Origin of the sequence: Polaribacter sp. PL03, assembly GCF_033875165.1 — a bacterium.
Lineage (GTDB): Bacteria > Bacteroidota > Bacteroidia > Flavobacteriales > Flavobacteriaceae > Polaribacter.
On sequence record NZ_JAWZSV010000003.1, the window covers coordinates 392,543 to 408,592 of the forward strand.

The 16,050-nt window shown below is 29.5% G+C and carries 13 protein-coding genes and 1 other RNA gene; 10 read left to right on the top strand and 4 right to left on the bottom strand.

Annotated elements, in window-relative coordinates; all coding sequences use genetic code 11:
• The first annotated feature begins 1,363 nt into the window (after positions 1-1,363).
• From SHK09_RS07730 to SHK09_RS07745, 4 genes are all read left to right on the top strand, one after another.
• Positions 1,364-2,185 (top strand): BT4734/BF3469 family protein, encoded by an 822-nt coding sequence (locus tag SHK09_RS07730; RefSeq protein ID WP_319810200.1) that lies wholly within the window; start codon positions 1,364-1,366, stop codon positions 2,183-2,185.
• Positions 2,186-2,278: 93 nt separating this feature from the next.
• A complete protein-coding gene (locus SHK09_RS07735; RefSeq protein WP_319810201.1) occupies positions 2,279-2,809 on the top strand; it encodes a hypothetical protein in 531 nt (176 codons plus the stop codon).
• Between the two features lie 475 nt (positions 2,810-3,284).
• Positions 3,285-6,380, top strand: coding sequence for a DEAD/DEAH box helicase family protein (locus SHK09_RS07740; RefSeq protein WP_319810202.1), 3,096 nt, complete (start codon positions 3,285-3,287; stop codon positions 6,378-6,380).
• A gap of 271 nt (positions 6,381-6,651) precedes the next feature.
• Entirely contained in the window at positions 6,652-7,479 is an 828-nt protein-coding gene (locus SHK09_RS07745) for a helix-turn-helix domain-containing protein (RefSeq protein WP_319810203.1), read from the top strand.
• A gap of 88 nt (positions 7,480-7,567) precedes the next feature.
• On the opposite strand, the gene ssrA is transcribed toward SHK09_RS07745, so the two are convergent.
• Positions 7,568-7,961: a transfer-messenger RNA gene (gene ssrA / locus SHK09_RS07750) on the bottom strand.
• Positions 7,962-8,249: 288 nt separating this feature from the next.
• Here ssrA and SHK09_RS07755 point away from each other — a divergent pair.
• The 4 genes from SHK09_RS07755 (at position 8,250) to SHK09_RS07770 (ending at position 11,889) form a co-directional block, all read left to right on the top strand.
• Entirely contained in the window at positions 8,250-9,455 is a 1,206-nt protein-coding gene (locus tag SHK09_RS07755) for an NAD(P)-dependent oxidoreductase (RefSeq protein ID WP_319810204.1), read from the top strand.
• On the top strand, positions 9,455-9,679 hold the full coding sequence (locus SHK09_RS07760; protein ID WP_319810205.1) for a DUF3820 family protein: 225 nt from the start codon (positions 9,455-9,457) through the stop codon (positions 9,677-9,679). The genes SHK09_RS07755 and SHK09_RS07760 overlap by 1 nt, the downstream gene beginning before the upstream one ends.
• Positions 9,680-9,908: 229 nt before the next feature.
• Positions 9,909-10,631 (top strand): mechanosensitive ion channel family protein, encoded by a 723-nt coding sequence (locus SHK09_RS07765; RefSeq protein WP_319810206.1) that lies wholly within the window; start codon positions 9,909-9,911, stop codon positions 10,629-10,631.
• A 46-nt stretch (positions 10,632-10,677) separates the two neighbouring features.
• Entirely contained in the window at positions 10,678-11,889 is a 1,212-nt protein-coding gene (locus tag SHK09_RS07770; RefSeq protein ID WP_319810207.1) for a mechanosensitive ion channel family protein, read from the top strand.
• Positions 11,890-11,964: 75 nt separating this feature from the next.
• On the opposite strand, the gene SHK09_RS07775 is transcribed toward SHK09_RS07770, so the two are convergent.
• The gene (locus tag SHK09_RS07775) at positions 11,965-12,537 is read right to left on the bottom strand and encodes a hypothetical protein (RefSeq protein WP_319810208.1); all 573 of its coding nucleotides are present in this window, start codon (positions 12,535-12,537) and stop codon (positions 11,965-11,967) included.
• A 54-nt stretch (positions 12,538-12,591) separates the two neighbouring features.
• Here SHK09_RS07775 and SHK09_RS07780 point away from each other — a divergent pair, with 54 nt between their 5' ends.
• Positions 12,592-12,963, top strand: coding sequence for a DUF1801 domain-containing protein (locus tag SHK09_RS07780; RefSeq protein ID WP_319810209.1), 372 nt, complete (start codon positions 12,592-12,594; stop codon positions 12,961-12,963).
• On the opposite strand, the gene SHK09_RS07785 is transcribed toward SHK09_RS07780, so the two are convergent.
• Together SHK09_RS07785 and kdsA are read right to left on the bottom strand one after the other, a co-directional pair.
• On the bottom strand, positions 12,964-13,920 hold the full coding sequence (locus SHK09_RS07785; RefSeq protein ID WP_319810210.1) for a transglutaminase domain-containing protein: 957 nt from the start codon (positions 13,918-13,920) through the stop codon (positions 12,964-12,966).
• Positions 13,921-14,036: 116 nt separating this feature from the next.
• Positions 14,037-14,855, bottom strand: coding sequence for a 3-deoxy-8-phosphooctulonate synthase (gene kdsA, locus SHK09_RS07790; RefSeq protein ID WP_319810211.1), 819 nt, complete (start codon positions 14,853-14,855; stop codon positions 14,037-14,039).
• A 143-nt stretch (positions 14,856-14,998) separates the two neighbouring features.
• Between kdsA and SHK09_RS07795 the strand changes: the two genes are divergently transcribed.
• On the top strand, positions 14,999-16,048 hold the full coding sequence (locus SHK09_RS07795) for a M28 family peptidase (protein ID WP_319810212.1): 1,050 nt from the start codon (positions 14,999-15,001) through the stop codon (positions 16,046-16,048).
• Positions 16,049-16,050 lie beyond the last annotated feature (2 nt).

Genomic DNA, 16,050 nt, shown 5'->3' on the forward strand with positions numbered 1-16,050 from the left:
TTGAGTTTACTAGCTTTTCTTTTTTTATGCTTTCTTTTTACCTTTAGGTTTGGATAAGAAAGTATTTTGGTTAAATGTTTTTTGTGATAGGGTTTCTTAATTCATAAAAGTGATTGTGAACTTAGTTAATTAGCATTGCAGTTTTTTTTTATCAAAGAAGAGCTACATTATCATATGTTTATATTCTATTCACCTTTTGTGCATTTAGATAGACAATAAGAAAAAGTTGTTCAACCTGTTAAATAACAGTGAATTTTAGTTACCAGACAACAGTTAAATAAGCAGAACTTTTCAAGAAAATTAAAACAAAATTCTTTTCTTTTAATTTACCCTCAGTATACGTGGTAATAATAGTGGACTTTAATTATAATTTCAATCTACTTTTTTACTATGAGAAGGTGGTTTAGCCTAAATTTTGCTTCATCTAAATCTTTTATTCCATAAAAATCTGTTACAATTTCAATTATTGATTATTATCGAAATGGTTTTATAACTAAAGTTTTAGGGGGAAATCATCTTAACAGTGTTCATCGAAAAAACAGAATTCACCACATAGGAGATAGAAAAATGAAAACACTCTTAACCCTTGCTAGTGTGTGAGTACGATATAATGCGACAAAGAACTAAAACAATATTATCAGAAAAAAGTAGCAGAAGGAAAACCCAAAATGGTCGCTTTAAATAATGTTAGAAATAAAATATTATCAAGAGCTTTTGCCGTAGTAAAAAGAGGAACACCTTATGTAGAGTTACAAAAATTTGCAGCTTAAAAAATGTTTTTATTTAATTAGGATTTGACCTTGGAATACGTATAAGTAGTGAATTTAGTAAATAAAATACGAACGGCAAAATTCCGTTATTACTTTCAAGTTAATATTTAATATTGGACAAAACACCTAAATGTTCATTTTAAAAGTTGTAAAAAACCAAACAGCGACTAAATCGTCTTGACCTTATGTATACTATTTTGAGTGTACCACTTGGCAATTAATGCATATTACTTTTAAGACAACAAATACAAAATCGCAACTGGTACATATAAGAAGTTTATTAAAACCATAAAAAGAATTAAATGGTTAAGAATTACTATTATTTTGCAACACATACTACTAACGACTCTATATACAGATGGATAGCAGCAGGTGTTATATACAAAAAATCAACACAAAAAGAACAAGACCTTCTAGACTTATTAGCTGGCAATTACAAGGAAAGAGACAAAACTCAAAACGTATTAAATTACTGCTCTGACTTTATTAGCGAGCATCAACAAGATTTTAAAAATTTAAAGAATAACTTAGGTTATAAACTGAATAATTTCCTTAGGGACTACCTTGGTTATAATTTCAAATGGCAATCCAGTATGACCTCCTTTGGAAAGTGGGATGATTTTATAGGAGAAGAAATACAAGAGCAAGATCTTATAAAAGAAATAACTGATCCAACAGGCTCTATAAAGAAACTATTAGACACTGCAGGTGGAGATGTCAAAACGGTAAAACGATTTTTGCCATTTATAATGATTTCCTTGCATACCAGCACAAGAGACAAAGAGAAAATGGAGTTCAAGCATACAGGAAGATTTGTTTTCGACTTTGACAAAATTGGAGATGAAAAGACAACTATCGATTGGATGAATAAAGTATGGAAAGGCACAAAACATGTAAAACCATACATGGCATTCGTATCGCCCAGTGGGAATGGGTTTAAATTATTTTGTCAGGTTGATACCTCAACTAATGATTTCAAAAACGATTTCGCCAGCGAAGAAAGAGAAGATGTAATGACCAAACATAAAGTTTGGTATGAAGGCGCTAGAAAAGAATTAGCAGCAAATTTTTCTGAAATTGCTGCTAATATTGATACTGCTACGAAGGACCCCCAACGTTTAACGCTACTTCCTTTTATATCTAATAAGAAAACTAACTTTAAATACGATCCGAAGGTGTTTTCTAAATATTCAGAAATAGTTGATGCAGAGAAAAAACTACTTAAAGAAGAACTTGCCATAAAGATTAAAAAAAATAAAGTGGAAGTAACGAAAGTTATGGAAGACAATTGTATTAAATCTGAAGAAGATGCTTACCATTTATATGAAAAAAACAAGTCTAACGATTTTGACACCGATTTTGAATTGGACAAGTTTAAAAAAGTAATAGCGTTTATAATACAGTTATCTCAGTAAGATAGTAGAGTAAAAGATTGGTTAAAGAATACATTCACTAGTTATGAAGTCTTAAACAAACAATGTTGGGTTCTGTATGGTGTTTTTCGTAGTATGGCTATTGATGAATTAAGTAAATTAATCCCTCAAGGTTCTAATAAATTAGACAAAAACCATAGCGATTACAGGTGGGCTGATAAAAGTGATGATACGTATGATGATGAGAAAAGAAAAAAGCTAACTCCTGCTCCATTCTATAATTTGGTATTTGAAATTGGAGCTGTTAAAGATTATGAATTGGATAATTTCACAGCAACCTCATCCAATGTATCAGATTTTAAGCTTATTAATGATTATTACGAGAACTACAAATACAATTTAGATTTAAATGAAGGGGGCAAAAAGAATGCTGATCTATCGGAGTTTTTGAGGAAAATTAAACTCTATCTTGATAAAAAAAAGATGAGGTTGCCGTTAATAAAGGATTTGGTAGAGCTACCAGCCGAGGTTGAACTCGGAACCAAAGACTATTTGGACAAAGACAAAATGCATGATTTATTTCAAAATAAATATGCAGAAAAAAAGATTTTCGCTTTAAGATCACAATGCGGTACTTCCTGTGCCGTCCTAAGGTGGGAACCTTAGGTAATAAAACATTTGAATTGCTGGAAAGCTAGAGCCACAATCAATTTCTAATTGATTGAAGGTACGTAAGTGAACAATAAAGAACTTGCGCTAAGTACGCCAATCAGCAGCTAAGCTTTCATATATTTTTCGTGTACCGTTTGACAATTACCGCATATTACTTATAACTAACATATGCGAAATCCCAACTGGTACTTATCAAAATCTATATATGATTGAAAGTTAAGAGACTATCCTAATTAGGAGTACACCAGTAGTCTGGTGGAAGCGGATGTCAGCTAGAACAGCTGAAGATATAGTCCAATCTCATGGGAAACCATGAGCTGGAGGGGCACGCCCTTTCCGAGTAGAGCATAACGAACTCTACTGAATACTACCGACAGGTAAAAACTCAATTGCTACGCATCCTAAATATGGTATTGATGCGAGAACAATACTAGCCGCTCCCTATAAATCTATTAGTACACAAACGGCTATGGATAACTCTAAAAATGGCGACAAAAGAACACAAGTTAATGCGCATTCCAGCATAAACGACACTCTATTTTCTTTTAAATCAAATTCTAAAAAACCTAAAAGAGTCGATTCTGAAACAAGTTTACTTGGTTATGAATTACCAAAAGAAAAGGATCTTTTATTAAATACCACTTACAACCAGATTCTAAATTTAACCTATGAAAAACTTGCAACATTTGAGTATATTTTTATTGACGAATGTCATGCTTTAACCAATGATTTAAGCTTTCGTCCAGAAACAATTGCAGATTTAATTTTCCATCTTATCGAATTTGTTGTTAAATATCCTAATGCTAGCACTAAAATAGTTTTTATGAGTGGGACCCCTAATGTAGAGACCTTGGTTATTCCTGAAATAATGAAAAAGTATGGTATTGACCATTTATTTCAGAAGATCCTAGTTAAAAAGGAGTATGCAGTTTCTCCAACTTTAAATCTAGTCCATTTGGATACGAATGATAAAAATAAAAGAACGAATGCTGTAATGAGGCAACTTAAAGAATATTTAAAAGAAGATAGAAAATTGGTTTGTGTTTTTAATAATAAAGCAAAAATGGACGATTTACATAGAGATATTCAGACGAAGTTGGGAAAAGAAATTAAAGTCGGGTTATTCTATTCTGGATCCACTGGAGTATGTACACAAAACATTTTATCTAGTAAGTTTGGAGATTTTGATGTAGTTCTAACTACAAACTATTTTGTCAACGGGATAAACATTAATAAAGATGGGTTAACAGAAGCAGACATAAAAGCAGGTAAAACCTCCCCTCAGAAGTATGGAATGGTCATCGATTTAGGGAATAAATACAGCCACATTAGTGTAATCGATACAATACAAGCAACGAATAGATTTAGAAACAGATTGTGTGAAACTACTGTGTTTTTTCCAAAAATTTTTAAACCAGATGAAGCCCACCCTACCAGAAAATTTCAATATGATCATGCCGCAAAAACTTTACTCGGTATTTCTAGGTATAATTCTCATTTACTATCCCAAAATGAAAATGCAACTCCGAATCAAGTTTCGGAAGAAGCTGTTGAGGTGAAAAACGTCCATTTTGTAGATGAATTTCGAAAAAACCCACTTAGTATTTCCTTAAATGATATTAATGCAAAATCTATCAAAGAAGAAAACAAAGTAACAGTAGAAAATATGATAAATAAGGAAACAAAAGTTTATGAGGACTGGTTTTACTCTCTGGATGGTTACCAATACTTAGCCAAAGATGCTGGGTTTAACACAATCCTAAAACATATAGAATTAGATGAGGACCTTAAGGCGATGTCAGAACACCAAATTGAATTGGAGAACAAAATTATAAAAACGCTAGTAGAAGACGAAAAGGGAATCTACAAACTTATAGATAAACTTGATAAAGAATATAGAATTAATATTCAAGCTTCTAATAAAGTAATTGATCCAGCCAGCACAAAAGTTGGTAATTTTTCAATTATCGAAAAACAAAATAATGTTTGTACAATTGAAGGAGATTTTCATAGTTCCCATGAAAGAGGGATAAATAAATTGTTTCGATGCTATTTTAAATTGAAGTCTTACTACGATCATCACAAAGCTATGGAGATTATCACCAATCTGATCAATCCTAAAATAGACTTTACACCTTTACAAGGGGAGAGTTTTCTGAAAAACATTACGGATTACGTTAGATCTTGTAATAACATTGGAAAAAACAAATATCTAAAGGCATTGAATTACGTATTATCATTAGATTATTTGGCTGAAAAGAATTTAGGTGTCTTTAAAGTAGAAAAAGCTACTTGGATTTCCTACATAATTACAGAACCTAAACTTGTGGGAATTATTAAAGACAATTGGGTACAACAACAGTTTGATTTGATAACCTATAAACTTAATGCAGTAACACAAAAGAACGATTGGTCTATGTCTGATTCTCAGAGGAAAAAATCCGATCCAAAGAAAGCTTATTTTGAGAAACTTTACGGAGACAATAAAAAAGGACACATTTTGGAATCTGAAAAAGATACTTATCACGAGTGTTTTTCTAATAAAGAGCTTATAAAGAGTTATGATCTTGAAGATTTGGAAAATCAGTTAAAGTTGATATCCCAATATTCTCCATTACGATATACAAAAGAAGGAATACTTAAAAATTTAGAAACCATAATTATACCTAAAATAATTGAAAGTTCTAAATTATTAGATCCTTTGGAAATTGATAAAGATGATTATAGCGAACCTGAACAGTTAACAATAAAAGACGTTGACCGTAAATTTGACAATTTCACAACTAGTATTTCAGAAAAAATAGACAAACATATTCCTGCTATCATTAGGAGAAATAATCCACACCTAGAGCGTCTTTATTGTCATGCAACGAACTGGTTGAAAAATAAAGATATTTTCAGCCTGTTGGAGCATGTTAAGGATTTGATAGAAGATCCAAGGTCAGAATACAGACCTGGATTATTACCGATACTAAAGAAGATTCAGCTTGATTTGAGCACAATCAATCAGATATTTTTAATGGCATTTAAAGCATCAGAACATGCAACGTATAATAATTTAACGAAATACAAAATTTCACCTTTTAAAAAGGGAATGTTTTTCTGTGATAATAATTTTAATTTCGAGAGTTTACTTCCAGAATCAACTTCTGGTATCGTAAATATAAATAAGAATGATATTTATGATTCTCTAATTATGAATTCTAATCTCTACAAAAACACTAAAAGCATTAGACCAAGATCTAGTTCTGGTAGTAGGTCCGTTGTAACCTCAACTTCAAATTACACGAAAGAAGTCTATGTAGTGTTTAATGAAAAGAACGAATTGCTTTATGCTGGTTTTTCAAAAAAACAAGCTTGTGTTTTCTTATGTGACTACGCTTACAATCATGAAGGTTTTAGATTGAAAAAAGGGATTACACCAGTAAAGAATAATGGTAAAGGAATCTATAATCCTGATAATTTTAGGAAAAATTATTTATCAAATAAATCTATAGATAATTATAGTATAAAATTTTATGATATAAACATAAAAGATTACGTTGATTATAATATTTCATTGTAAAAAACAAACCAGCCCAAATGGGCTGGTTTGTTCTCTTTAATCTAAGATTTCTCTCTTTTTCTTAATCCACATAATTAATAATTGGCAACCGTCTTTAATAATTTTGATAATTACATCGTTTGCATCTTCTTTTTGATCCATAATTTATTATGTTTTATTGTTATATAAATAAGGCATTGTTGAGGAAAAAAGGTTCTGGATTTTATTTTATTGTTTTTTCCAAGCTTCTTATTATTGAGCTCCTTAACTTCGCATTTAAATACAGTTTAATTTGAAAATTGATAAAGTAAAAATAATTAAAACAGCGAAACTACAAATCAAAATTAAAAGAGAGCAGTTACAACTTCTAGATAATAAAGTATTCAAGAAGAATAAATTCCAATTTTATACTGAAGAATATCCTTGGACGCCTGTTTATATTGATCTTGAAAAATACAATGAAAATAAAGTTAGTCTTACAACCTATTTTAGCGATTTTTATGGGGAATTTTTATTTGAATGTTGCGATGCGTTAAAAATGCCTTATCTATTTTCATTTGTTCCTAATGAAGATATGATAGATGGTTCTATATTTATCAAAAATACCTCATCAAGAGTTAAAAACAAAAATAACGTTATAAAAAAAAGTGCGTATTTATTGCACCTAGTAAGAACTTTTGAATTAAATGATTTTGATCATTCTGCATCGGGTTGCGTAAAGGCTTTATTTGAATATGATGATATTTCTACAATAGAAATGGTTAGAAATGTATTAATAGCATTTTTTACAAAAAGAGCTATTCATGGAGTTTCATTTCAATTAAAAACTTTTAAAAAGAATACTAAAGAAGTTTTAAAAATAAAAAAAGAGATTAAGAAAAAGAAACTTGACAAGAAATCAACTTCTATATTAGAAAAAGATGACCTAAAAATAATAAAAAATAAAATTTCAGAAGAAAAATTGTTATCTCGAAAAGAGGCGAGTGAGTTATTAAAAATATCCTTACCAACTTTAAGTAATTGGACTAAGCAAAAAATAATAATTTCTTATGGAATTGGAGGAAGAGTTTATTACAAAAAAGAAGAGCTTATAGAAGCTTTAGAAAAATTAAAGAAGTAAGTAAATTAATAGTTACTGACTAAATGCTGACTAAATTTTAATTTAAAAAACCTCAACTAGCTTACTTTAAGTTGGTTGAGGTTTTTAATTGTGGAGACGCCGAGAATCGAACTCGGGTCCAAACGAGCAGCCAAAAGGCTTTCTACATACTTAGTTCTTTCTTAATTTTCGACTGAAAGCTGATTAAGAACAATCTGCTTTTAGCTTAACTTCTTTAGTTTCAAAAACCCTCCGAAGTACCAGGTTTTCTATATTTACTTTTACGATATCCAAAAGTGAAACGCCGTAAATCAGGGCTTTCCGTGGACATAAAGCTTGCACACCTAGTGTGCCGAGGCTAATCCTACTATAATTCGGATTAAGCAGCTAAAGCGTAGTTATCTTCGCCGTTTAAAAAGTTGAAATTAGGTTTTACGAGTATTATTTCATAACTCGGTATGCTTACAAATTCACTGTCCTCGCTGTCAAAACCAGTCGTCCCCTTAATGAAATAGCAAATTTTAATTTGCGTAATTGAATTAATTCTGAACTTGTTTCAGAAACTTTTCAATAGATTTTAATTTGGGCGTTACCACGTAAAAAAAACGTGGTCAGGCTTTCCGTTATATCTTTTTAATGAAAAATTAAAAAGGATGTCACTTCAATCCTTAACGCGGTCTGCAAAAGTATAAAAAATACTGTTGTTTATCATCATAAATTCTAATATCTTCGAGCAAATATTATACCATTCATACAGAATAGGTTTTGTTATCTCTAAAAACAGTAAGATTATGAAGTTTGGCATTATAAAAGAACGCAAGAATCCACCAGATAGAAGAGTTGTTTTTTCACCAGAAAAGCTACAAGAATTCAAAGAAAACTTTCCAGAAGCCGCTATTAAAGTAGAGTCTTCAGAAATTAGAGTTTTCTCAGATGCGGCATATAAAGCTGCAGGATTAGAGGTAACAGAAAATGTATCTAATTGTGATGTTTTATTTGGTGTAAAAGAAGTGCCAATTGAAGCTTTAATCAATAATAAAAAATATTTTTTCTTTAGTCATACTATAAAAAAACAACCTTATAATAGAAAATTATTATTAGCTGTTTTAGAAAAGAATATAGAGCTATACGATCATGAAACAATTATTAAAGAAAATGGTGCACGTTTAATTGGTTTTGGTCGCTACGCAGGTATTGTTGGTGCTTACAATGGTTTTAGAGCAATAGGTTTAAAAAATAATACTTTTAATTTACCGAAAGCAGAAACTTTAGATAGCCAACAAGAATTAATAAAAGAATTAAATAAAATAACTTTACCAAACCTTAAAATTCTATTAACAGGAAACGGTAAAGTAGCTTATGGTGCAAAAGAAATGTTAGATGCAATGAGCATAAAAGAAGTTTCTGTAGAAGAATACCTATCTACTACTTTTAATGAACCTGTATATTGTTTAGCAGATGTTTTAGATTATAATAAACGTAAAGACTTAAAAGTTATAGATAATATAGATTTTTATAATAATCCATCTGCTTATGTTTCAGATTTTATGCGTTTTGCTAAAGTATCAGACTTTTTTATAGCAGGACATTTTTATGGGAACGGAGCACCTTATTTATTTACAAGAGAAGATGCTAAATCTCTAGACTTTAATATAAAATTTGTAGCAGATATTTCTTGCGATGTAGATGGTCCTGTAGCATCAACATTAAGAGCTTCTACAATTGCAGCACCAATTTACGGTTATAACCCACAAACAGAATTAGAAGTAGATTATAAAGAAGAGCATGCTATTGTTGTAATGGCTGTAGATAATTTACCTTGCGAATTACCAAAAGATGCAAGTGAAGGCTTTGGAGAAATGTTTTTAGAAAACGTAATTCCTGCTTTTTTTAATAATGATAAAGACGGCGTTTTACAACGTGCTAAAATGACAGAAAACGGAAAATTGACAGCACGTTTTTCATATTTACAAGATTATATCGAAGGAAAAGAATAATGATTGAAGATAGACAGTTTCTTATAGATTTAGCAAAAATGAAAATGCCTTTTGGTAAATACAAAGGCAGATTTTTAATAGAGTTACCAGAACATTATATTGTTTGGTATAAAACAAAAGGATTTCCTAATGGGAAACTAGGCAAGCAAATGGAGTTGGTTTATGAACTTCAATTAAATGGTTTAGAAGATATTGTTAGAAAAATTCAACGAGATTTTACATAAAATTGAAATCAATTTAAAAATATAATATATTTGTTTAGAGAAAACGATCTAACTTCTATCGTTTTCTCTAATAAATGTGAATATTAATGACTTAATAAATAACCCTGTTTTTGTAAAAACAGCATCTATCTTTTTTCTTTTTGTAGTTATTTACATAATTGTAAAAATTTTACAAAAGGCTACCTTTAAAATAGCCAAAGACAATAGCTCTAAGTATAAGTTTAAAAAAATGATTAATTTTTTAGGCTATATTTTATTCGTTTTCGGAATCTTATATATTTTTAATACAAAACTTTCTGGTATTGGTACAGCTTTAGGTGTTGCAGGGGCAGGTATTGCTTTTGCTTTACAAGAAGTAATTGTAAGTATTGCAGGTTATGTTACTGTATTTACTAGTAATTTCTATAAAGTTGGCGATCGTGTAAAGCTTGGTGGTATTAAGGGAGATGTTATAGATATTGGTTTATTAAGAACAACTCTAATGGAAATTGGAGATTGGGTAAATGGCGATTTATATAACGGAAAAATGGTAAGAGTAGCTAATAGTTTTGTTTTTAAAGAACCTGTTTATAATTACTCTGGCGATTTTCCTTTTCTATGGGATGAAATTACAATACCAATTAAAACAGAAGGAGATTACCAATATGCAAAAGATAAATTCGAAAAAATATTAGAAGAAGAAGTTGGTGCTTTTGCAGAAACGTCTCAAATTTCTTGGGACAAGATGATAGGTACTTATAGTATAGAAAATGCACGAGTAAAACCGATGGTTTCTATGACTTTTAATGAAAATTGGATGACTTTTACATTAAGATATGTTGTAGATTATAAATCGAGACGAGGTACAAAATCTATCTTATTTGATAAGATTTTAACAGCAATAAAAGAATCTAAAGGAAAAATAGAAGTAGGTTCTGCTGCTTTTGAAATTACGGCGCTACCTAAAAAATAATTTAGAAGCATTCATTTAATAATTTATTAATTAACTATTTAATATTATGGTTTTAAAGTACGTCTATTTCGGATTTGCAATTTTAGGTATCTTCCTTTTCTTTTTTCTTTTAAAGAGATTTTTTAGATGGTTACAATCTAAATTAGATACTTTAGATAGAAACGTACTTTTTAAGAAAAAAGAAATTTTGCATTTCTTTAAATTTATTACACCAAGAAGAGAGAAACATATTTTAAAATTTGCTGTAAAATCGATAAGAATTACAATTAGTATTTTCTTTTTAGTACTTTATTTACCTTTTCTTTTTAGTTTTATACCAGAAACAAAAGAAATAGCAAATACTGTTTTCGATTATGTTTTAAAACCTGTTTATTTTATGATAGATGGTTTTTTAAAGTTTATTCCGGGGTTATTTTTTATTGTTGTAATTGTTTTTATTACTAAATATTTACTAAGATTTTTAAAGTATTTAACTGGCGAATTAGAAAGAGAAGCTCTTAAATTAGATGGTTTTCATGCAGATTGGGCAAAACCTACGTTCAATTTAATTAGAGTTGTAATTATTGCCTTTGCAGCAGTAATTTGTTTTCCCTACATTCCTGGTTCAGATTCAGATGCTTTTAAAGGGGTTTCTATCTTTTTTGGTGTCTTATTCTCTTTAGGTTCTACAGCAGCAATTTCTAATATTGTTGCAGGTGTTGTTATAACCTACATGCGTCCTTTTAAAGTAGGAGATCGTGTAGAAATAGGAAATACGGTTGGTGATGTAACAGAAAGAAGTTTATTGGTAACAAGAGTTAGAACTATTAAGAATTTAGATGTAACGGTACCTAATTCAACTATTTTAGGAAATCATATTATTAATTTTAGTAAAAATGCAGCAGAAGAAGTTGGTGTAATTTTACATACTTCTGTAACAATTGGTTATGATGTACCAAGTGGAGATGTTATAAAGGCTTTAGTAAAAGGAGCAAAGAATACCAAAATGATTTTAGAAGCCCCAGAACCTTTTGTTTTGGTAAAAAGCTTAGACGATTTCTATATTAATTATGAAATTAATTGCCATACTAAACACCCAGAAAAAGGAGCTGTAATTTATTCTTTATTGCATGAAAGTATAAAAAACGAATTGCACAACGCTGGTATAGAGATACTATCGCCACATTACAATGCTGTTAGAGATGGGAATGTTTTAACCGTTCCGCCAGAAAACGTACCAAAAGGATATGTGAAACCTGGTTTTAAAATAGGTGATTGAACTTTGTTTTAATCTCTTTTTTAAATTATTGATGTTGTTTCTAAAGATAAAAAACGAATTATTTTGTAAGATAATTTACCTTTCTATAAGGCCATACGTACCGTGTGCTATTCCTAAGATTGTTAGAGAAGAATACCAATAACCAGGAATAACTAGACAATAAATACCTAAAAGTAAAGATAAACCACTTAAATAAAGAAGATTATTACGAGTTTTATTTCTAACAAGTAATAGAAAAAATGCATACATAATTAAAAAAGTAGGAGCAATGTAATCTATAAAACCAAGATTCATTAAAGTAATTAAAGTAGAAAACACAATTACAATTCCTATTAAATATTTTAGAAAAGTACTTTTAGTTTTTCCGTTCCATAAATTAATTTGAAACCTTTTAGAGGTTCTTTTTCCACTAAAAAACAGTGCAAAAGAAGAAAACAAAACAAATACAGCAGCAAGAGAAATAAAGATAATTTCAACAATTTGAGGTGATAATAAACCCAAAGCATGGTCATCAATTAAAAAACTATCTAAAATATATTTATAAGCATAGGCCAAAAAGAAAAAATAAGTTCCTATAAGAATACTTGTAAAACCTTTTAAAGTAAAATTGACTTCAAAATTATCGTGTAAATGTGTGTTTTTTATCATATATGTTATAACTTTCGTAAAGATACAAAAATGATAAGTATTGTTTTTTAAATTATGAAACCAGCAGAAGAATATATATTAAATCAACCAGAACCTTTTAAATCTATCTTATTGCATTTGCAAATACTAATAGAAACTACTTTTCCTGAAGTAGATTTGCAGTTTAAGTGGAAGATTCCTTTTTATTATTTAGATGAAAAACCATTCTGTTATTTAAATTCTTCTAAAAAGAAAGGCTATGTAGATGTTGTCTTTTGGGTTTCTGCACATTTAACAAAATACAACGAGCTTTTAATTACAGAGAATAGAAAAGTTGTAAAGTCGCTACGTTATACTTCTATCGAGGCAATTAATGAAGAAATATTATTATCTGTTTTAGAAGAAGCACATCTATTAAAAGAGAAAGGTTTCTATAAGAAAAAGTAATTATTTTGTTTTAAAAATTAATGCATTTTCTCCTTTAATATAAACATACAACTCAGAATTTGCTGTTGGGTTTACAATACTTAAAGTAGTTATATTTCCTTCAGTTTTTATAAGTGGTTTTTTAGCATACCTATTTCCTTTAAAATTGTAAATAACAAGAGAAGCAGCTTCTAAGTTTTTAAATTTTAATTCGATGTTTTTACCTTTCTCTATTGTTATAATTCCGTTTTTAGGAGAAATTAACTCAGCTTTAGAAGCTAAAAGTTGTTCACCATAAATAGGTTGTTTATAAAAGTCTTCTAACGTAATTCTACCAAAGCGTAAAACCCATATAGACTCTTCAGGAAAATGTGTTTTAAAAATTTTTTCTTTCGGAATATTATAAAAATAGTTGTTAAATTTCTTTACCCATTTTCCGTTAAATTCATAACCTGCTGCCCAGGTTGCATCTAAAATTAACCATTTGTTATTTAATTTTACAGCATTCCAAGCATGATTAGAGTTTCTCTCTGGCTTGCCAATTTCATTAGAATTACTTCTAACGTATCCTTTTATAACTGCTGCTTTTATATCTAATAAATCGCATATTTTTTTAAAGGATTGTGCATATTCTTCACAAACACCTTTTTTAGTTTTAAAGGCAACGTTTATAATTTGATCTTTTAAAGCTTGCATTTTTTCTATCTTTTCAGCTTCCGAAATATAACTAAAGCTATAATTTCTTACAGTAGGATTGTAGAACTCCTTTAAATCGTACCTAATGTTTTTTGCCAACCAGAAAAATGCAGCACGCACTTTTTCTTCATCATTTGTAAAATCTTTTTTAATTCTTGAAGTTAAATCTTCTACTTTAGAAAATTTAGGATATGTAAGAACCATGTTATCTACGTTCTTAAAATTCTGACCTTGAGTTGCTATTGTTATTAGGAAGAAAAGTGCAAATATTTTTTTTATCATATTAAAAGATATATAGCATTCGTTAAACAATTATTGTGCCTTTGTGTATTATTCATAAAAAAAAACCACTCAAATTTTTAAGTTTGAATGGTTTAAAATCTATTTGTAATAGTAAACTATAATTTATTAATTGTTTTTCTAATGGCAACTAAATTAGTTAAAAGTGCTTCTAAATTGTCTAAATGTAACATATTTGCACCGTCTGATTTGGCATTTTTAGGATCGAAATGAGTTTCAATAAACAAACCGTCTACATTATTTACAATTCCTGCTCTTGCAATTGTTTCAATCATTTCTGGTCTTCCACCTGTTACACCCGCAGTTTGATTTGGCTGCTGTAAAGAATGCGTAACATCTAAAATTGTTGGCGCAAATTCACGCATTTCAGGAATTCCTCTAAAATCTACAATCATATCTTGGTATCCAAACATGGTTCCTCTATCTGTAATCCACGCTTTATTAGAACCAGCATCTTTTACTTTTTGTACTGCATGTTTCATTGCAGAAGGACTCATAAATTGTCCTTTTTTTAAGTTTACCACTTTTCCTGTTTTAGCAGCAGCAACTACTAAATCTGTTTGACGAACAAGAAATGCAGGTATTTGTAAAACATCTACATATTCTGCAGCTTTAGCAGCATCAGAAACTTCATGTATATCTGTAACTGTTGGTACATTAAAAGTTTCAGAAACTTTACGTAAAATTTTTAATGCTTTCTCATCTCCAATTCCTGTAAAACTATCTATTCTACTTCTGTTTGCTTTTTTAAAACTTCCTTTAAAAATATAAGGAATTTCTAATTTGTCTGTAATAGTAATTACTTTTTCGGCAATTCTCATTGCCATTTCTTCACTTTCTATTGCACAAGGTCCTGCTAATAAAAAAAAGTTATTAGCGTCTAAGTGTTTTATATTCGGAATTTCTGATAAAATCATTTGATAAAAATTTTAAGCAAAAATACATAAAATTTAACGTCTTTGAATAGTGAAAACTTCAATTTAGAAACCAGTTAAGAATTATAAAATTCCTTTTTATTATTGATTTAATTGGTATATTTATACCTTAAAATAGAATCAAAATGAAAAAAATAGTAAGTTTTTTAATAGTTTTAGTTACCATGTATAGCTGTGGTGTTGTTACAAAAGGAAACGATGGTGAAAATGGAACAGCTGGTAAACCAGGTTTAAATGGAAAAAAAGGTGCTGATGGCATTTCTGGAAACTATTCAAAAACAGAAAAAAATGTTTTTATAGACTCTAACACTGTTAGAAAACACTTGTACACATTGGCTGCAGATGATATGGAAGGTAGAAAATCTGGAACAGCAGGAATTGAAAAAGCAGCTGTTTATATAGAAAACGAATATAAAAAAATAGGTTTAAGCACTTTTGGAGATTTAACAAATTATAGACAAACGCTTACTTTTAAAAATAGAAGAACTAAAGAAGATATTACATCTAGTAATATTATTGGTGTGCTAGAAGGAAAGAGTAAAAAAGATGAAATTGTTATTATTTCTGCTCATTATGATCATTTAGGAATGAAGAAGAGTGGAGAAGGAGATCTTATTTATAATGGTGCAAATGATGATGCTTCTGGTGTAACTGGTCTTTTAGTTTTGGCAGAATATTTTAAAAAGGTAGGTAATGAAAGAACTATAGTTTTTGCAGCGTTTACTGCAGAAGAAATGGGTTTAATTGGTTCTACGCACTTTGGTAAAGGAATAGACGCTAGTAAATATGTTGCAGGAATAAACTTAGAAATGATTGGTAAGACGCCAAGTTTTGGACCAAATACTGCTTGGTTAACAGGTTTCGATCGTTCAGATTTTGGTAAGATTATTCAAAAAAACTTAGTAGGAACAGGTTATCAATTATTTCCAGATCCGTACAAAAAGTTTAATTTATTTTTTAGATCAGATAATGCTTCTTTAGCAAGATTAGGTGTGCCTTCTCATACATTTTCTACAACACCAATAGATGTAGACCCAGATTATCATAAATTAACAGATGAATCTGAAACTTTAAATATGACTATTATTACCCAAACAATACAAGCAGTTGCTAAAGGAACAAAAAGTATAATTAACGGTACAGATACACCAACTAGAGTGGTAATTAAAGAGTAAAG